Below are 17,416 nucleotides of genomic sequence, written 5' to 3'. Positions count from 1 at the left end.
GCCGTGCCGCGCCGCGCCGCCGCGCCGCGCCCGCCCCCGGGCGAGTTCGAGCTCATCGAGCGCTTCACCCGCGCGCTGCCGCTCGCCGGCGCGGGCGTGCGCCTCGGGCCCGGCGACGACACCGCGCTGCTCGCGCCGCCGCCCGGCGAGGACCTCGCCGCCACCGTGGACGCGGTGGTGGAGGGCGTCCACTTCGACGCGCGCTTCACCGCCGAGGACGTGGGCTGGAAGGCGCTCGCGGTGAACCTCTCCGATCTCGCCTCGATGGGCGCCCGGCCGCTGTGGGCGCTGGTGGCGCTGGCGTTCCCGCGCGGCACGCCGCCGGAGCGGCTGGAGGGCGTGGCCCGCGGCCTCGGCGCCTGCGCCCGCGCCCACCGGATCGCGGTGGTGGGCGGGAACGTCTCGCGCGCCTCCGAGCTGTCGGTGACCGTGACCGCGCTGGGCGCGGTCCGCCGCGGCCGCGCGCTGCTGCGCTCCGGCGCGCGACCCGGCGACCTCCTCGTCGCGTCCGGCACGTTCGGCGACGCCGCGCTCGGCCTCGCCCCCGGCGCGCCCGCCGCGCTCGCGCGCCGCCAGCGCCGGCCCGCGCCGCGCCTCGCGCTCGGCCGCGCGCTCGCCGGCGTGGCCCGCGCCGCCATCGACGTGTCCGACGGCCTCGTCCAGGACGTCGGCCACCTCTGCGACGAGTCCGGCGTGGCCGCGGTGCTGGACGCGGCCGCGGTGCCGACGTCGGCGGCCTACCGGCGGCTCGCCCGCTCGCTGCCCGATCCGCTCGGCCCGGCGCTCGGGGGCGGCGAGGACTACGAGCTCGTGGCCGCGGTGCCGGCCGCCCGCCTGGCGAGGGCGCAGCGCGCCGCCGCGCGGGCGCGGGTTCCGCTCACGGTGATCGGCCGGCTCGAGCGCGGCGCCGGCGTCCGCATCCTGGGCGCCGACGGCGCCGAGCGCCCGGCGCCTTCCGGGCACGACCACCTCCGCGCACCGCGCCCTCTTTGACATCACCTCCCGCGGGTCTAGGATCGGCCCGCCGGTCACCGCCCCGCGGGGCGACCCCTTCCCGAGCGGCGAGACGAGAGAGGCATCGTGGCCCGAGCGAGAGACGAGCGACTCCAGTCCACCCGCCCGAGCGCCCGCTGGCAGGACGCGCCGCACCTGGTGGCCGTCCGCGGCCGCGCCGCCGAGCCGCCGCTCCGCCCCGCGCCGCCCGCCGCCGGCCTGACCGTCTCGCTGCAGACGAAGATCCTCGTCTCCTACTTCATCGTGGGCGGCGTGCTCCTGTTCGCGGTGCCGCTCGTGCAGGCCTGGGTGGCGAGCCGCGCCGCGGGCGTCGTCATCATCCTCGTGCTCACGCTCGCGCTCGGGCAGGGGCTCACCCTCGCCATCGCCCGGGTGGCGCGCGTCGGGCGCCTCAAGGCGAGCGCGGTGGAGATCAGCCGCGGCGACCTCTCGCGCGCGGTGGTCTCCGAGGAGCAGAAGGCGTTCCACGACGAGATCGACGACCTCACCGAGGCCATCCGCACCATGCAGGAGAACCTGCGGGACCTCGTCTCGCGCATCCAGCGGACCGCGCAGTCGGTCTCGGACAGCGCCAACGACCTGCAGACCAGCGCCGAGGACGTGAACGCCTCCACCGACGAGGTGGCCTCGTCGATGGAGAAGATCGCGGTGGGCGCCGGGCAGCAGTCGGACCTGGTGGAGCGGACCTCGAAGGTGATCGGCGAGATCGCCGCCTCCATCGAGCGCACCGCCCGCAGCGCCGAGGAGGCGGCCCGCGCCTCGGTGGAGACCAGCACCTCGGCCGCCTCCGGCGGCGAGGCGGCCCGGCTCGCCGGCGAGAAGGTGAAGAAGGTGTTCGCCCGCATCGAGGCGGCCAGCGAGCAGGTGTTCGCGTTCGGCGAGCGCACCAAGGAGATCTCCAAGATCGTCGAGGCCATCACCCAGGTGGCGAACCAGACCAACCTGCTCGCGCTGAACGCCACCATCGAGGCGGCGCGCGCCGGCGAGTACGGGCGCGGGTTCGCGGTGGTGGCCGAGGAGGTGCGCAAGCTCGCCGAGGCGGCCGGCCGCTCCGCCGAGCAGATCTCCTCGCTCGCGACCGACATCTCCGGCCGCGCCGCGAAGGTGGTCGAGACCATGAAGGAGTCGGTGGCCGAGCTGGGCGACGGGCGCGAGGACCTGAACGCGATCATCCGCACGCTCTCGGACATCGCCACCATCGCGGCGAGCGGCGCCGAGAAGGTGCGCGTCATCTCGCAGGACGCGCGCGAGCAGCTGAACGGCTCGGCCGACATGGTCCAGGCCATGGACCACATCTCCGACGTGGCCTCGTCGAACGCGAGCGCCACCGAGCAGGTCCGCAAGGTCACCGCCGAGCAGATCGCCGCGGTGTCGCAGATGGCGAGCGCCGCGCAGGAGCTCACCAACCTCTCGGTCGAGCTGCAGACGGTGGTCTCGCGGTTCCGGCTGGGCTGAGGTCCGAGGCGTGCGCCACGTCGTCTTCCGCGTCGCCGGCGAGCGCTACGCCCTGCCGCTCGCGGCGGTGCGCGAGGTGGTGCTGCCGCAGCCGCCGTTCGCGCGCGTCCCGCGCGCCTCCGAGGCGGTGCGCGGCGTCATGAACCTGCGCGGCCGGGTGGTGGCGGTGGTGGACCTCGCCGCGCTGGTCGGGCTCGCGCCCCAGCCGCTCCGGGACGGCGCCGGCATGGTGCTCATCCTGGATCAGGGCAAGCGCGCGCTGGGCCTGCTCATCGGCGGCGTGCTCGGGGTCGAGCCGCTCGCGCCGCCGGAGGCCGGCGGCGGCCTGGTGCGCGGCCTCGCCGAGGCGCGCACCGGCGCGGTGACGGTGCTCGGCGCGGAGGCGCTGGCCGAGCAGGCCTCCGCGCTGTTCGGCGGGAGGTGACGTGCGCAGAGGTGCGCAGGCGGGCGGCGCCTTGTCCGCCGCGCAAGACCGATGGTAACGTCCCCGAATTCCCGGGAGGGGCCTGAGTCCATGGCGAAGCGAGTCCTGATCGTCGACGACGCGATCTTCATGCGGAACATGATCAAGGACATCTTCTCCGGGTCCGGGTTCGAGGTCGTCGGCGAGGCCGCGAACGGGCTGGAGGCGGTCGAGAAGTACAAGGAGCTGAAGCCCGACCTCACCACCATGGACATCGTCATGCCGTTCAAGAGCGGCATCGAGGCGACGCGCGAGATCATCAAGCACGACGCGCGGGCGGTGATCGTGATGTGCAGCGCGCTCGGGCAGGAGTCGCTGGTGATGGAGGCGATCGAGGCCGGCGCGAGCGACTTCATCGTGAAGCCGTTCAAGGCCGAGGACGTGCTGTCCGTCGTCAAGAAGGTGATGGGCGACGCCTGATCGCGGGCCCGGGGGCGGGCGCGCCGTGGACCTCCAGAAGTACCTCTCCCTCTACGTGGCCGAGTCGAGCGAGCACCTCGCCGGCTACGGGCGCGACCTGGTCGAGATCGAGCGGGCGGTGCGCGAGGGGCGCCCCGTCAAGGCCACCATCGACAGCCTGTTCCGGCACGCGCACAGCGTGAAGGGCATGAGCGCCGCCATGGCGTTCGACGGCATCGCCACGCTCGCGCACAAGGCCGAGGACCTGGTGGACGTGTTCCGCGGCGAGCCCGGCCGCCTCGACGCCGCCGCGGTGGACGTGCTGCTCGCCGCGGGCGACGCGCTCGCCGCCATGGTGCAGGGCGCCGGGCGCGGGGAGAAGCCGGAGCCGGACGCCGCGCTGGTGGCGCGGGTGGTGGAGGCGGCGCGCCGCTGCCGCGCGGGCGAGCCGGCCGCGCCGGCGGCGGGCGATCCCTTCGCCGCCCAGCCCGCCGCGCCCGCGTCCCCGCCGGCCGCCCCCGCGCCGGCGGCCCCGCCCGCGGCCGATCCCGCCGCCGGCCCCGCGCCCGCCGAGCCGGCGCCGCGCGCGCACCGGCGGGTGCAGGTGGAGGTGGACATCGCGCCGGGCTGCCCGGTGCCGGCGGTGCGCGCGTTCCTCGTGGTGAAGAAGCTCGCGGCGCTCGGCGCGGTGGCGCGCTCGGCCCCCACCGTCGAGGACCTGAAGGCCGGGCGCATCCCCGGGAAGCGGCTCGAGGTGGAGCTGCACTCGCCGGAGCCGCTCGCCGCGCTGGAGCGGGCGCTCGCGCAGATCTCCGACCTCGCCGCGGTGGCGGTGCGCGAGGCGGCCGCGGCGCCGCCGCTCGCCGCCGCCCCGGCCGCGCCCGCGCCGGCCCCCGCGCGCGAGGCGCCCGCCGAGCCGGCCCGCACGGTGAGGGTGAAGACCGAGATCCTGGACGGCTTCCTCGACGCGGTGGGCGAGCTCATCCTCGCCACCGCCCGCATCCGCGAGGTGGGCCGCGGGCTGCCGCGCGACGTGCGCGCGCCGCTCGACGAGGGCGTGGACCGGCTGCACGCCATCGTGAAGGACCTGCACGACAAGGTGATGACGGTGCGGATGACCCCGCTCGCGCTCGTCACCGAGCGGCTGCCGCGCGTGGTCCGCGACCTCGCCCGCGCCGTGAACAAGCAGGTGGAGCTCGACGTGCAGGGCGCCGAGATCGAGATCGACCGCGCCATCCTGGAGGAGCTGTCCGACCCGCTCCAGCACGTGCTCCGGAACGCGGTGGACCACGGCATCGAGCCGACGCACCTGCGGCTGCTCGCCGGGAAGCCCGCCACCGGCCGGCTCGCGCTCACCGCCCGCCGCGAGCGCGACCGCGTCATCCTGGAGGTGTCCGACGACGGGCGCGGGCTCGACCCGGAGCGGCTCCGCCAGGCGGCGGTGGCGCGCGGGGTGCTCGCGCCGGAGCAGGCGGCGGCGCTCTCCGACCGCGAGGCGCTCATGCTCTGCTGCCTGCCGGGCGTGTCCACCGCCGAGCAGGTCACCGAGCTGTCCGGCCGCGGCGTGGGCATGGACTCGGTGAAGCGGACCGTCGAGGCGCTCGGGGGCACGCTCGAGGTGGAGAGCGCGCCGGGCGTTGGCGCGCGCGTCACCTTCCGCCTGCCGCTCACCGTGGCGGTGCAGCCGGTGCTGCTCGTCCGCGTGGGCGAGGAGGTGCTGGGCCTGCCCATCGCGAAGGTGCACGGCGCCGCGCAGGTGGAGCTGTCGCGGCTCGACCGGAGCCGCGGCGAGCCGGTGCTCCCCTACGACGGCGAGCTCGTCCCGGTGCGCGACCTCTCCCGGCTGCTCGGCTTCCCGGCCGCGGCCGGCGACGTGCGCGCGGTGGTGGTGGCCGAGGGCGGCGAGCCGGGCCGGGTGGGCCTGGCGGTGGACGCGCTGCTCGGCCAGCACGAGGCGGTGCTGAAGCCGCTCGGCAGCCCGCTCGAGCTGGTGCCCGGCCTCTCCGCGGTGACCGTGCTCGGCACCGGGCGGCCGGTCTTCATCCTCGACGTCCAGAGGCTGTTCGCGTGAGCGCTCCCGGCTTCGGCCCGCGCGAGCTGGACGCGCTCCAGGAGCTCGCCAGCATCGGCTGCGGCCAGGCCATCACCGCGCTCGGTCGCCTCGCGCGCCGGCCCATCCACATGGACGTGCCCGAGGCGTGGGTGGGCGCCGAGACCGGCGCCATCGCCGCGTTCCTGGGCGGCCTGGGGCAGGACCTCGTCGCGGTGGGCGTGAAGCTGGAGGGGCCGCTCACCGGCGACCTGCTCCTCGCGCTCCAGGAGCGCGACGCCGAGGCGCTCGCCGCGGTGCTCGGGTTCCCGCCCGGCGGCGCCTGGGCGGGCATGGCGGAGAGCGCGCTCCTCGAGTCGGGCAACATCGTGGGGAGCGCGTTCGTCTCGGCGGTGGCCGCGCTGGTGGGGGAGAAGCTCCTGCTCTCGGTGCCCGGCTTCGCGCGCGGCAGCGGGCGCGAGTGCGTGGAGCGGCTCGTCTCGCACGCCGGCTCGATCGCGCTCGCCACCCGGTTCGTCCTGTCCACCGGCGCGGACGGGCCGGTGGTCGCGGGCGAGCCCGCCCTGGAGGGGCTCATCCTGGTGATGCCCGAGCCGGCCCGCGTCGCGAAGCTCCTCTCGCATCTCGATCTGCGATAGACAGCGCGCATGGACGAGAAGACCCTGCGCGCGCTCCTCGCCCGCGTGAAGCGCGGCCAGTCGTCGCTCGACGAGGCGGTGGCCGCCCTGAAGGGCGCGCCGTTCGAGCGCATGGGCGACCTCGCCACGCTCGACACGCACCGCACCCTGCGGGTGGGGATGCCGGAGGTGGTGCTGGCCGAGTCGAAGACCGCCGCGCAGGTGGCGGCCATCGCCCGCAAGCTCGCCGCCCGCGGCCCGCTCCTCGTCACCCGCCTCGCCCCGGAGAAGGCCGGCCCGGCCCGCCGCGCGGTGAAGGGCAGCGTCTACGACCCGGTCTCGCGCACGCTGCGCCGGGGGAGGATGGACCTGCCGGCGCGCGGGCCGGTGGCGGTGTGCTGCGCCGGCACCTCGGACATCCCGGTGTGCGAGGAGGCGGCGGTGACGCTGGAGGTGATGGGCGTCGAGCCCATCCGCGTCTACGACGTGGGCGTGGCCGGGATCCACCGGCTGCTGGCGCGGCGCGACGACCTCGACCGGGCCCGCGCGGTGATCGTCGCCGCGGGCATGGAGGGCGCGCTGCCCTCGGTGGTGGGCGGCCTGGTGGGCCGGCCGGTGATCGGCGTGCCGACCTCGGTCGGCTACGGCGCCTCGCTGGGCGGGCTCGCGCCGCTGTTCACGATGCTGAACTCCTGCGCGCCGAACGTCACGGTGGTGAACGTGGACAACGGCTTCGGCGCGGCGTTCGTGGCGGGCCTCGTCGCCCGCGGCTGAAGCGAGGCTCCGCATGGCGCTCCTCCTCCTCGAGCCGGTGGGCGGGATCGCCGGCGACATGTTCCTGGCCGCCGCGATCGACCTGGGCGTGGACCCGGCCGCGCTCGCGCGCGCGCTCGAGTCGCTCGGCGTCCCGGGCTGGCGGCTCGCGGTGACGCGGAAGGCCGAGCACGGGATCCAGGGCACGCACGTGGACGTGGTGGTGGAGGGCGAGCAGCCCGCGTCGCGCGGCCTCGCCGAGATCCTGGCGCTGGTGGCGGCGAGCGGGCTCCCGCCCCGGGCGCGCGAGGCGGCGCGCGGGATCTTCGAGCGCATCGGCGAGGCCGAGGCGCGCGTCCACGGCGTGCCCGTCTCGGAGGTGCACTTCCACGAGGTCGGGGCGGTGGACTCGATCGTGGACGTGTGCGGCGCCGCGGTGGCGCTCGACCTCCTCGGCTGGCCGGAGGTGCGCGCGGCGCCGCCGGAGCTGGGGCGCGGCCTCGTCCGCACCGCGCACGGGACCATGCCGGTGCCGCCGCCGGCGGTGCTGGAGCTCCTGAAGGGCAAGCCGGTGCGCCCGGGCGGCCCGCCCGGCGAGGCGGTCACGCCCACCGGCGCGGCGCTGCTCGCGGTGCTCGCCGAGGTGGGCCCGCTCCCCGCCCACGTGCCGCTGCGGGTCGGCTACGGGGTCGGCACGCGCGCCTGGCCGGATCGCCCGAACGTGCTGCGCGCCACGCTCGCCGAGCCGGCGCCCGCGGCCGGCGCGGGCGGGCCCGGGCCGGAGACGCTCTGGGTGCTGGAGGCGAACCTCGACGACTGCCCGGGGCAGCTCGTGGCGCGCGCCATCGAGGCGGCGCTGGAGGCCGGCGCGCTCGACGCCTGGGCGGCGCCGCTCACCATGAAGAAGGGGCGCCCGGGGGTGCTCCTCGGCGCGCTGTGCGACGAGGCGCGCCGCGCGGCGGTGACCGGCGCGCTGTTCGCCGAGACGACGACGCTGGGCGTGCGGCGGCACGCGGTGGAGCGCGAGGCGCTGGAGCGCGCGTTCGAGCCGGTCGAGACCGGCTACGGCACGGTGCGCGTGAAGGTGGCGCGGCTCGGCGGCCGGGAGCTGGGCGCGCACCCGGAGTACGACGACTGCGCCGCGCGCGCCCGCGCCGCCGGCGTGGCCGTGCGCGAGGTGATGGCGGCGGCGCTGGCCGCGTACCGTTCCCGGCGCCCGTGACGGTCGCGTGGTAGAGTCGCCGACCGGGGGAGGCATGGCGGGGACGCGCAGGAGGCCGGGGCGGAAGGCGGCGAAGCGCACGCGCGCCCCGGGCGCGCGCCCGAAGCCGCGGCCGCGGCCGAAGCCCGGCCGGAGGCGCCGCCCGCCGCCGCCGCCCGTCGCGCCCGATCCGTCCGACGCGGTGCTGCTGACGCTGTCGCGCGAGCTCGCCGAGGCCCGCGCCGAGGACCAGATCAGCGGCGCCCTGGCCCGCGCGCTCGACGCGGTGTTCCCCGGCCGCGCGTTCTCGATCCGGCTGGTGGACCCGCGCACGCTGGCGCTCACCACGTTCTACGCGAGCGGGCGGCTGCGCCCGGACCGCCCCGGGCGGCTGGTGCTGGCCCGCGACGCGGTGGAGGAGGCCGGGCTGTCGGCGGCGGCGCTCGCGGCCGGCGGCGTCCGGGTGGTGGAGCGCGAGGAGCCGCTGTTCGAGGGCTACGAGGAGGCGACCTCGGTGCCGCTCGCGGTCTCGGGCGCGCTCTACGGCGTGCTCTCGCTGGAGTACGCGCCCGGCGGGCCCGGCGTGCCGGCCGAGGACCGGCCGCTGCTGCGCCGGGTGGCCGGCCACGCGGCGCTGGGCGTGCGCAACGTCCGCTCCATCGACGAACTCACCTACCTCAAGACCTACCTCGAGGAGCTGATCGAGCACGCGAACGCGCTCATCTGGGCGGTGGACCGCGATCGCTCGGTGATCGTCTGGAACGCGGCGCTGGCGAAGCTCTCCGGGCTCGCCGCCGGCGAGGTGCTGGGGGGCGAGGCGCTCCTGCGCGCGCCCGACGACGAGCGCCCGCGGCTCGCCGCGGTGCTGGCGCGGAGCCTCGGCGGCGAGCGGGTGGACGGGGTCGAGACGCGGCTGCTCCGGCGCGACGGCGGCGAGGTGCGGGTGGCGGTGAACACCGCGCCCATCGCCGGCGCCTCCGGCGAGGTCGAGGGCGTCATCCTCATCGGCCAGGACCTCACCCTGCTCCGCTCCATGCAGGCCGCCGCCGAGCACGCCGAGCGGCTCGCCGCCATCGGGCGCCTCGTGGCCGGCGTGGTCCACGAGCTCAACAACCCGCTCACCGCGGTCACCATGTACTCGGACGTGCTGCTCGAGCGCTTCACCGCGCGCGGGCAGGACCCGGCCGACGTCGAGAAGCTCCGCGCCATCAAGGACGCGGGCCAGCGCATCCAGCGCCTCGCCCGCGACCTCGTCACCTACGCCCGCCCCACCGGCGCGCGCACCGAGGCGGTGGACCTCGTCCCGGCGGTGGACGAGGCGGGGCGCATGGCGAAGCCCGCGCTCAAGGAGGCCGGCGCGGCGCTGGTGCGCGACGGCGGCGACGGGCCGTACGTGGTGGAGGGCAACCGGCCCAGCCTGGTGCAGGTGGTGCTCGCGCTCGTGACGAACGCGGCGCAGGCGGTCCCGCCCGGCGGCGAGGTGCGCGTCGGGCTCGCGCGCGAGGAGGGCGAGGTGGTGCTCACCGTCGCCGACGAGGGCGCGGGCATGCCGCCGGAGGTGGCGGCGCGCGCGTTCGAGCCGTTCTTCACCACGCGCGCCGGCGTGGGCATCGGGCTCGGCCTGCCCATCGTGCAGGGGATCGTGGAGCGCCACGGCGGCAGCGTCAGCCTCACCACCGCGGCCGGGCGCGGCACCACCGTGACCGTCCGCCTCCCGGCCCGCGCCGCCACGCCCACCGAGCTGCGCCCGGTCGGCCCCGCCGACGCGCGGCAGCGCCCGCCCGGCGACACCCCCACGCACCCGCGGCTGCCCCGCCCGCCGCGCGGGTGACGGCGGCTCACCCTTCGACTCCGGCGGGCCTGGGGTGGGCGTACGCTCAGGGTGACCCTTCGACTCCGGCGGGCCTGCGGCCCGCCTACGCTCAGGGTGAGCGGATCAGGGAAGCCCGCTCATCCCGAGCGTAGGCCGTGCCGCCAGGCACGGCCGGAGTCGAGGGAGCGCTCGCCATTCGACGGGCTCAGGGTGACCCTTCGACTCCGGCGGGCCTGCGGCCCGCCTACGCTCAGGGTGAGCGAGTTGGATGGAACCCCGCTCATCCCGAGCGTAGGCCGTGCCGCCAGGCACGGCCGGAGTCGAGGGAGCGCTCGCCATTCGACGGGCTCAGGGTGACCCTTCGACTCCGGCGGGCCTGGGGCGGGCGTACGCTCAGGGTGACCCTTCGACTCCGGCGGGCCTGCGGCCCGCCTACGCTCAGGGTGAACGGAGTCGAGGGACGGACCTACGCGCTCACCGACAGCACCGCGTAGCCCTTGAAGCTCGGCAGCACCGTCGAGATCGAGTAGCCGGACGGGTTGAGCGGGATGCGCACGTCCGAGCCGTCGGAGGAGACGAACCGCCCGCGCCGCACGCCGCCGGCCACGTGCTCGCCGAGGAACAGCGTCGCGCCCTGGGCGCGCTCCGGCGCGACGAGGTGCACGTCGAGCGCCTCGCCGGTCCGGGTCAGCACCACCAGCACCTGCGCGCGGCCGGCCACGCGCGCGGCGCGGCGGCCGCGGCCGAGGAGCGACGCGAGCGTGCGCTCCAGCGCGGCGAGGTCGGGCGCGCCGCCCGGCCCCTTCTCCGGCGAGAGCGGCGGCAGCTCCACCAGCGTGCCGGAGCCGACGCGCACGCCGCCCGGCTTGCCCGCGGGCAGGAACGCGCCGGTCTGCCGCCCGCCCTCGTCCACCGCGGCGGGCGCGCCGAACGCGATCACCGTGCCGCCCGCCTCCAGCCGCCGCCGCGCCTGCGAGGCCTCGAGCGCCGAGAGCGCGCCGGCGTCGGCGAGCACCAGCACCGCGCCCGGCGGCGCGTCCTGGACGCGCATCACCACCGGCGCCTGCGCGTGCAGCGCCGCGAGCGCGTCGCCGGCCCGCTCCACCGAGCGCCGGTGCCGGCCGCCGGTCCACAGGTCCGCCTCGGGCGAGTAGAGCACCGCCAGCTCCGCCACCGGGGCCGCCAGCGACGGCGGCCGCCCCGCGCGCAGCGCGAGCTGGCGCGCCAGCCGGCGGATCGCGGCCACCTCCTGGCCGGCCGCGCCGCCGGGCTCGAGCCCGGAGAGCTCCACGCCGCAGGCCGCGGCCACCGCGGCGAGCCGGGCCAGCGCCGCGGGCGCGCCGTCGCCGGGCTGCGTCGCGATCGCCACCGGCCGGCGCCCCGCGGCGGCGCGGAGCAGCCGGACCAGGCCCGGGCCGCTCGTGGCCGGCGCCGGGAAGATGGTCGCGTCCACCAGCCGCGCCGCGGCGAGCTGCGCCGGGCCGAGCGCCTCGAACTGGGCCACCACCTCGAAGGCGCGCCCCGCCGTGCGGGCCGCGTCGCGCGCCGAACGGGCGTACCCGCGCAGCGCCAGCGCGAGCGCACGGTTCCGCACCCTCCAGAAGTCTCGCCCGAAGGGGAGGTGGTCGAAGGTGACCGCGCCCGGCGCCTGCGCCACCGCCTCGCGCGCCATGGCGAGGTAGTCCACCGGCTGGAAGTGGTCGCCGTACTCCCGCGTCAGCTCGCGCCCCACCGCGCGCTGGCAGTCCACGCAGAAGCCGGCGCCGAGCAGCCCCAGCGCGAGCGGCGCGTCGGGCCGATCGAGGCAGACGCCGGCGAAGCCCGCGTCGAGCGCGGCGCGTGCGGCCTCGGCCACGCGCGCCTGCTGGCGGTCCGAGGAGAGGCAGGCCCGGAGCGGCCCGGAGAGGCCCGCCGGGTTGCCGTCGGCGGCGCGGCAGGCCTCGCTGGCGGTGGCGGCGCGTCCGGCGGGGATGTCCGCGAGCGCCCGGTTCACGAGCGGCGCCGGGAGCGGCTCCGCCGGCGCGGCGAGCAGGGGCTCGGCGGAGAGCGCCTCCGCGGCGCGCGCGGCCTCCTCCGGGAGCGCGCCCGGCGCGAGGCGGTACGGAGCGAAGGCGTCGTCGAGCGGCATGGCGAGGTGCGTCCGGAGGCGTGAGGGTACGACGCGGCTCGCCGCCGGGCAATTGCCCCCGGGCGCGTGCGGCCGCACCATCGAGCGAGGCGGCGCGGTGATCGGCGAAAAGGGCGCGCGATATCCGGCGACGAGGGTGCGCGTGGGGCGTACCCCGTCGCGTTGACGCCCTCGAAAAACGCGTGGTACGCAGACCACGTCCGGGCAAGCGCATGTTCGTGGGACGTCGCGCGGCCCACCCTCGGAGGCTGAGACGGCAATGGGCGAAATGTTCGGAGCGCTCGCGAAGCACTATCACGAGGGCGGGTGGATGATGCACCCGATCCTCGCCTCGCTGATCGTCGTGGTGGGCCTCGTGGTGGACCGCGCGCTCGCGCTCTACTTCCAGGCCTCCGTGGACAAGGAGGGCTTCCTCCGCGGCCTCAAGGAGCACATCTACCGGGGCGACCTCGACCGGGCGATCAGCTTCTGCGCCTCGCAGAAGAAGACCCCGCTCGTCTCGGTGATCAAGGCCGGCCTCATCAACGTGCCGAAGGGCGAGGCCGACGTGCAGGCCGCCATGGACGAGGCGACGCTGCGCGAGTCGCCCAAGATCGAGAAGCGCACCGGCTACCTCGCCATGCTCGGCAACGTGGCCACGCTGCTCGGCCTGCTCGGCACCATCGTCGGCCTCATCGGCGCGTTCGGCGCCGTGGCGAACGCGAGCCCGGCCGACAAGGCCACCATCCTCGCGAACTCCATCTCCGAGGCCATGAACTGCACCGCCTTCGGCCTCCTCACCGCCATCCCGGCGCTGGTGGCCTACTCGGTGCTGCAGGGCAAGTCGCAGCAGATGCTCGACGACATCAACGAGACCTCGGTCTCGGTGCTGAACCTCATCGTCGCGAACCGCGACAAGATGAAGCTGCCGGCGACGGTCCCGTCGGAGGAGTAGCGCATGGGCGGCGGCGCGATCCCGGAGGCGGGCGGCGGCGGCAAGCGCAAGAAGAAGGCGCTCGACGCGGTCATCAACGTCGTCCCCGCCATCGACCTGCTCTCCTGCTGCATCACGTTCCTGCTCTACACCGCGGTGTGGACGCAGATCTCGCGCCTGCAGGTGCAGCAGTTCGGCGCGGGCGCGCCCGAGCCGCCCACCACCGAGCAGCAGAAGGCGCTCATGGTGACGCTGGCGGTGAGCGAGCGGGGGATGAGCCTCACCACGTCGGCCGGCCTGAACGTGGAGATCCCCATGGACCGCGCCGGCGGCGCCGCGCGCCAGGACTACAAGGCGCTCGACGACCGGCTGAAGCAGCTTCGCAGCGAGCACCCGGACGCCGCGGCGGTGACCGTCTCGGCGGAGGACACCGTGAGCTACGGCGACCTCGTGCAGGTCATCGACACGTGCATGGGCCAGGGGCTCGTGTCCGTGTCCGTCACCGGCGTCTGAGGCCAGGCGAGACCATGCCCATCGTCACCCCCGGCAAGCGGCCCGCGAAGCGGTTCGAGAAGTCGAAGATCCTCGGCGGCAAGTTCGCGCGCGCGCACAAGGCCACCAACGCCGAGCTGAACGTCGTCCCGATGGTGGACATGATGACGATGCTCGTCATCTTCCTCCTGCAGCAGTTCTCGTCCACGGGCGAGGTGCTGTACATGCAGAAGGACATCAAGCTGCCCGACGCGCGCCACGGCCAGATCATCGAGATCGCGCCGGTGGTGGCGATCAGCGCCGAGCAGGTGGTGGTGACCGGCGTGAAGGTGGCCGACGTCCGCGAGCTGGACAGCGAGGGCGGCTACCTCAACATCCCCGCGCTGGAGGAGCGCCTGCGCGACGAGAAGAAGCGCTGGGACTTCATCCACCAGAACGACCCCGAGAAGAAGTGGGAGGGGGCGGTCAACATCCAGGCGGACAAGGGCGTGCCGTTCCGGATCGTGAAGCGCGTCCTGTTCTCCTGCGGCGTGGCCGGCTACTTCAACGTGAACTTCGCCGCGCTGGACGCCGGCACCGCCGTCGCGGCGGCCGCGCCGGCCGGGCCGGGCGAGGGCTAGGCGCAGGCCGGGCGAGCGCGCGCCCCCCGCTGGCGGGGCGCCGCCCGGCCTCCCGGGCCCCGGCCCGGGGCACGCGTTACTTGCCAAGATCCACGGCGGATCGGTAGTATCCGCGTCCCGTATACCCGCCGGCCGCGCAACATCGCGCAACGAGCCGAGTTTTCACGGGTACTCCCAACGTCGGAGCCGTCCCCGCCATGAACCTTTCCAGCATCCTCACCTCCCTCTCGCTCGGCGCGAGCGGCCACGGTGAGGCGAACCTCATCCTGCCGCGCCTCGACGGCGCGGAGCGCTTCCTCGGGATGTCCGGCCAGACGCTGCTGCTCGCCGGCATCGTGGTCTGCGTCCTGGGCCTCGCGTTCGGCCTGGTGATCGCGAGCCAGCTGAAGGCCCTCCCGGTCCACAAGTCGATGCGGGAGATCTCCGAGCTCATCTACGAGACCGCGAAGACCTACCTGGTCACGCAGGGCAAGTTCATCGCGATCCTGTGGGCGTTCATCGCGGTGATCATCGTCGCGTACTTCGGCTTCCTCACCACCGGGCCGGACGGCGGCCGCGGGATGGGCGCGGCCCGGGTGGCGCTCATCCTGGTGATGAGCCTCATCGGCATCCTCGGCTCGGCGGGCGTGGCCTGGTTCGGCATCCGCGTGAACACCTACGCGAACAGCCGCTCCGCCTTCGCCGCCCTCGGCGGCAAGCCGTTCCCCACCTACGCCATCCCGCTCAAGGCGGGCATGTCGATCGGCACGATGCTCATCAGCGTCGAGCTGCTCATCATGCTGGCGATCCTGATCTTCATCCCCTCGGACCTCGCCGGCCCGTGCTTCATCGGCTTCGCGATCGGCGAGTCGCTGGGCGCCTCGGCGCTCCGCATCGCCGGCGGCATCTTCACCAAGATCGCCGACATCGGCTCCGACCTGATGAAGATCGTCTTCAAGATCAAGGAGGACGACGCCCGCAACCCCGGCGTGATCGCCGACTGCACCGGCGACAACGCGGGTGACTCGGTGGGCCCGTCGGCCGACGGCTTCGAGACCTACGGCGTCACCGGCGTCGCGCTCATCACCTTCATCCTGCTCGCGGTGACCGACCCGAGCCACCAGGTCCAGCTGCTCATCTGGATCTTCGCGATGCGCATCATGATGATCGTCGCGTCGGTGGTCTCCTACTGGATCAACGAGGCCGTCGCGAAGGCCAAGTACGGCGACGCCGCGCACATGAACTTCGAGGCGCCGCTCACCTCGCTGGTGTGGCTGACCTCGGCCGTGTCGGTGGTGGCCACCTTCGTCGTCTCCCGCCTCCTCATCGCCGAGCTGGGCGACGGCACGCTCTGGTGGAAGCTCTCCGCCATCATCACCTGCGGCACGCTCGCCGGCGCGATCATCCCCGAGGTGATCAAGGTCTTCACCTCCACGAGCAGCGGCCACGTCAGGGAGGTCGTCACGGCCTCGAAGGAGGGCGGCGCCTCGCTGAACGTCCTCTCCGGCCTGACCGCGGGCAACTTCTCCGCGTTCTGGATGGGCCTCGTCATCATCGCGCTCATGGGCGCGGGCTACTTCATCTCCACGCTCGGCGGGCTCGACGTCGTCAACGGCGGCATCATGATGGCGCCGGCGGTGTTCGCCTTCGGCCTCATCGCCTTCGGCTTCCTGGGCATGGGCCCGGTCACCATCGCGGTGGACTCCTACGGCCCGGTGACCGACAACGCGCAGTCGGTCTACGAGCTCTCGCTCATCGAGAACGTGCCGAACGTGAAGGCCGAGGTGAAGAAGGACTTCGGCTTCGACCTCGACTTCGAGAAGGCCAAGGGCTACCTCGAGGAGAACGACGGCGCCGGCAACACCTTCAAGGCGACCGCCAAGCCGGTGCTCATCGGCACCGCCGTGGTGGGCGCCACCACCATGATCTTCTCGATCATCGTGGTGCTCACCCAGGGCCTGAAGCCCGAGCTCATCTCCAAGCTCTCGATCCTGAACCCGCTGTTCCTGCTCGGCCTCATCATGGGCGGCGCGGTCATCTACTGGTTCTCGGGCGCGTCCACCCAGGCCGTCTCCACCGGCGCCTACCGCGCGGTCGAGTTCATCAAGCAGAACATCCGCCTCGAGGGCGTCGAGAAGGCGAGCGTCGAGGACTCGAAGAAGGTCGTCGAGATCTGCACGCAGTACGCGCAGAAGGGCATGTTCAACATCTTCCTGGTGGTGTTCTTCGCCACCCTGGCCTTCGCGTTCGCCGACGAGTTCTTCTTCATCGGCTACCTCGTCTCGATCGCCATCTTCGGCCTGTTCCAGGCGATCTTCATGGCGAACGCCGGCGGCGCCTGGGACAACGCCAAGAAGGTGGTCGAGGTCGAGCTGAAGGCCAAGGGCACGCCGCTGCACGACGCGACCGTGGTCGGCGACACCGTCGGCGACCCGTTCAAGGACACCTCGTCGGTGGCCATGAACCCGATCATCAAGTTCACCACGCTGTTCGGCCTGCTGGCCGTCGAGCTCGCCATCCAGATGGAGACCTCGGCGCGCGTGGGCCTGGCGGCGGTGTTCCTGGCGGTCGCGCTCGTGTTCGTCTGGCGGTCCTTCTACCGGATGCGCATCGAGACGAACGTGAAGTCCACCGAGACGGCCGGCGCGGCCAGCCCGGCGCACTAGCATGTGCGCGGAGCGGATCGCTCCGCCGTCACCGAGGGCGGCGCTCGAGAAGGCGTGCGCCGCCCTCAAGGTGTTTCCCCTGCACGGCGTGGTCGTCCTCCCGGGGACGCCCACGCCGTTTCACATCTTCGAGCCGCGCTACCGCGCGCTCGTCGGGGACGCGCTGCGCGGCGACCGCATCCTGGCGGTCCCCGGCCTCACCACCATGGAGGCGGCGCAGCAGCTCCACCCGCCGCTGTTCCCGGTGGCGGGCGCCTGCATCATCGAGCAGGAGGACCGCTACGACGACGGGCGCTACGACCTGGTGGTGCGCGGCGTGGCGCGCGTGCGGCTGATCCAGGAGCTCGCGAACGAGAAGCCCTACCGCGAGTTCCGCGCCGAGATCCTCGACGACGTCTGGCCGGACGAGGGCCCCGAGGCGCTCGAGCAGGACGTGGCGTCGCTCCGGCAGCTCGTGCTCGAGCTGTCCACCCGCCTCCCGCCCGAGTCCGGCGCCCCCGCGCTGGCCGAGGCGGTGGCGCAGATGCGCGACGCCTCCGCCATCGCCGACCTGGTTGCCGCCGCGGCGGTGTCCGAGCCGCACGCCCGCCAGCGGGTGCTGGAGACGCTCGAGGTCGAGCGCCGCCTGGAGCTCGTGGTCGAGGAGGTCGCGGGCGTGGTGCTGATGCTGTCGAAGGGGCAGGGCCCGGAGAACTAGGCCTTCGACTCCGTCCGCTCATCCCGACCCTTCGACTCCGGCGAGCCTGCGGCTCGCCTACGCTCAGGGTGAGCGGATCGCTCATCCCGAGCGAGGCACGGCCGGAGTCGAGGGACGCTCAGGGTGAGCGGATCACGGCGCTCATCCCGAGCGTAG

15 protein-coding genes are annotated in these 17,416 nt (G+C 74.8%); 14 read left to right on the top strand and 1 reads right to left on the bottom strand.

The annotated features are described in order from the left end of the window. Positions 1-3: 3 nt before the first annotated feature. The 9 genes from thiL to ADEH_RS22265 all read left to right on the top strand — a co-directional run bounded on the left by thiL (position 4) and on the right by ADEH_RS22265 (position 9,783). Complete coding sequence (gene thiL / locus ADEH_RS22305; protein WP_011423365.1) at positions 4-993, top strand: thiamine-phosphate kinase; 990 nt, start codon at positions 4-6, stop codon at positions 991-993. Positions 994-1,080: 87 nt separating this feature from the next. Next, on the top strand, positions 1,081-2,469 hold the full coding sequence (locus ADEH_RS22300) for a methyl-accepting chemotaxis protein (protein ID WP_011423364.1): 1,389 nt from the start codon (positions 1,081-1,083) through the stop codon (positions 2,467-2,469). 10 nt (positions 2,470-2,479) lie between these two features. Continuing rightward, positions 2,480-2,893 (top strand): chemotaxis protein CheW, encoded by a 414-nt coding sequence (locus ADEH_RS22295; RefSeq protein ID WP_011423363.1) that lies wholly within the window; start codon positions 2,480-2,482, stop codon positions 2,891-2,893. Positions 2,894-2,983: 90 nt separating this feature from the next. Continuing rightward, positions 2,984-3,352, top strand: a complete 369-nt coding sequence (locus ADEH_RS22290) for a response regulator (protein ID WP_011423362.1) — start codon at positions 2,984-2,986, stop codon at positions 3,350-3,352. A gap of 25 nt (positions 3,353-3,377) precedes the next feature. Continuing rightward, complete coding sequence (locus tag ADEH_RS22285; RefSeq protein ID WP_011423361.1) at positions 3,378-5,402, top strand: chemotaxis protein CheA; 2,025 nt, start codon at positions 3,378-3,380, stop codon at positions 5,400-5,402. Continuing rightward, positions 5,399-6,019: a chemotaxis protein CheC gene (locus tag ADEH_RS22280; protein WP_011423360.1), complete on the top strand. Its 621-nt coding sequence runs from the start codon at positions 5,399-5,401 to the stop codon at positions 6,017-6,019. The genes ADEH_RS22285 and ADEH_RS22280 overlap by 4 nt, the downstream gene beginning before the upstream one ends. 9 nt (positions 6,020-6,028) lie before the next feature. Further along, on the top strand, positions 6,029-6,772 hold the full coding sequence (gene larB, locus ADEH_RS22275; protein ID WP_011423359.1) for a nickel pincer cofactor biosynthesis protein LarB: 744 nt from the start codon (positions 6,029-6,031) through the stop codon (positions 6,770-6,772). Positions 6,773-6,785: 13 nt separating this feature from the next. Beyond that, positions 6,786-7,973, top strand: coding sequence for a nickel pincer cofactor biosynthesis protein LarC (gene larC, locus ADEH_RS22270; protein WP_011423358.1), 1,188 nt, complete (start codon positions 6,786-6,788; stop codon positions 7,971-7,973). A 181-nt stretch (positions 7,974-8,154) separates the two neighbouring features. Further along, on the top strand, positions 8,155-9,783 hold the full coding sequence (locus ADEH_RS22265) for a two-component system sensor histidine kinase NtrB (RefSeq protein WP_232287388.1): 1,629 nt from the start codon (positions 8,155-8,157) through the stop codon (positions 9,781-9,783). A 448-nt stretch (positions 9,784-10,231) separates the two neighbouring features. Here the strand turns inward: ADEH_RS22265 and ADEH_RS22260 are convergent, their stop codons facing one another. Continuing rightward, positions 10,232-11,893, bottom strand: a complete 1,662-nt coding sequence (locus tag ADEH_RS22260; RefSeq protein ID WP_041453778.1) for a hypothetical protein — start codon at positions 11,891-11,893, stop codon at positions 10,232-10,234. Between the two features lie 259 nt (positions 11,894-12,152). Between ADEH_RS22260 and ADEH_RS22255 the strand changes: the two genes are divergently transcribed. The 5 genes from ADEH_RS22255 to ADEH_RS22235 all read left to right on the top strand — a co-directional run bounded on the left by ADEH_RS22255 (position 12,153) and on the right by ADEH_RS22235 (position 17,260). Beyond that, a complete protein-coding gene (locus ADEH_RS22255) occupies positions 12,153-12,827 on the top strand; it encodes a MotA/TolQ/ExbB proton channel family protein (protein WP_011423355.1) in 675 nt (224 codons plus the stop codon). A gap of 3 nt (positions 12,828-12,830) precedes the next feature. Continuing rightward, positions 12,831-13,319, top strand: coding sequence for an ExbD/TolR family protein (locus ADEH_RS22250; RefSeq protein ID WP_011423354.1), 489 nt, complete (start codon positions 12,831-12,833; stop codon positions 13,317-13,319). Between the two features lie 14 nt (positions 13,320-13,333). Then, the gene (locus ADEH_RS22245) at positions 13,334-13,918 is read left to right on the top strand and encodes an ExbD/TolR family protein (RefSeq protein WP_011423353.1); all 585 of its coding nucleotides are present in this window, start codon (positions 13,334-13,336) and stop codon (positions 13,916-13,918) included. A gap of 197 nt (positions 13,919-14,115) precedes the next feature. After that, positions 14,116-16,563 (top strand): sodium-translocating pyrophosphatase, encoded by a 2,448-nt coding sequence (locus tag ADEH_RS22240; RefSeq protein ID WP_011423352.1) that lies wholly within the window; start codon positions 14,116-14,118, stop codon positions 16,561-16,563. A gap of 1 nt (position 16,564) precedes the next feature. After that, a complete protein-coding gene (locus tag ADEH_RS22235; RefSeq protein ID WP_011423351.1) occupies positions 16,565-17,260 on the top strand; it encodes an LON peptidase substrate-binding domain-containing protein in 696 nt (231 codons plus the stop codon). The last annotated feature ends 156 nt before the right edge of the window (positions 17,261-17,416 follow it).

It is taken from the genome of Anaeromyxobacter dehalogenans 2CP-C (genome assembly GCF_000013385.1).
GTDB lineage: Bacteria > Myxococcota > Myxococcia > Myxococcales > Anaeromyxobacteraceae > Anaeromyxobacter > Anaeromyxobacter dehalogenans_B.
Note: the sequence above shows the minus strand (reverse complement) of the source record. Positions and strands in the feature narration are given on the sequence as shown.

Coding starts and splice junctions, on each gene's coding strand:
- ADEH_RS22290 (WP_011423362.1), top strand. CDS start 2,984: ATGGCGAAGCGAGTCCTGATCGTCGACGACGCGATCTTCATGCGGAAC.
- larB (WP_011423359.1), top strand. CDS start 6,029: ATGGACGAGAAGACCCTGCGCGCGCTCCTCGCCCGCGTGAAGCGCGGC.
- larC (WP_011423358.1), top strand. CDS start 6,786: ATGGCGCTCCTCCTCCTCGAGCCGGTGGGCGGGATCGCCGGCGACATG.
- ADEH_RS22260 (WP_041453778.1), bottom strand. CDS start 11,893: ATGCCGCTCGACGACGCCTTCGCTCCGTACCGCCTCGCGCCGGGCGCG.
- ADEH_RS22255 (WP_011423355.1), top strand. CDS start 12,153: ATGGGCGAAATGTTCGGAGCGCTCGCGAAGCACTATCACGAGGGCGGG.
- ADEH_RS22250 (WP_011423354.1), top strand. CDS start 12,831: ATGGGCGGCGGCGCGATCCCGGAGGCGGGCGGCGGCGGCAAGCGCAAG.
- ADEH_RS22245 (WP_011423353.1), top strand. CDS start 13,334: ATGCCCATCGTCACCCCCGGCAAGCGGCCCGCGAAGCGGTTCGAGAAG.
- ADEH_RS22240 (WP_011423352.1), top strand. CDS start 14,116: ATGAACCTTTCCAGCATCCTCACCTCCCTCTCGCTCGGCGCGAGCGGC.
- ADEH_RS22235 (WP_011423351.1), top strand. CDS start 16,565: ATGTGCGCGGAGCGGATCGCTCCGCCGTCACCGAGGGCGGCGCTCGAG.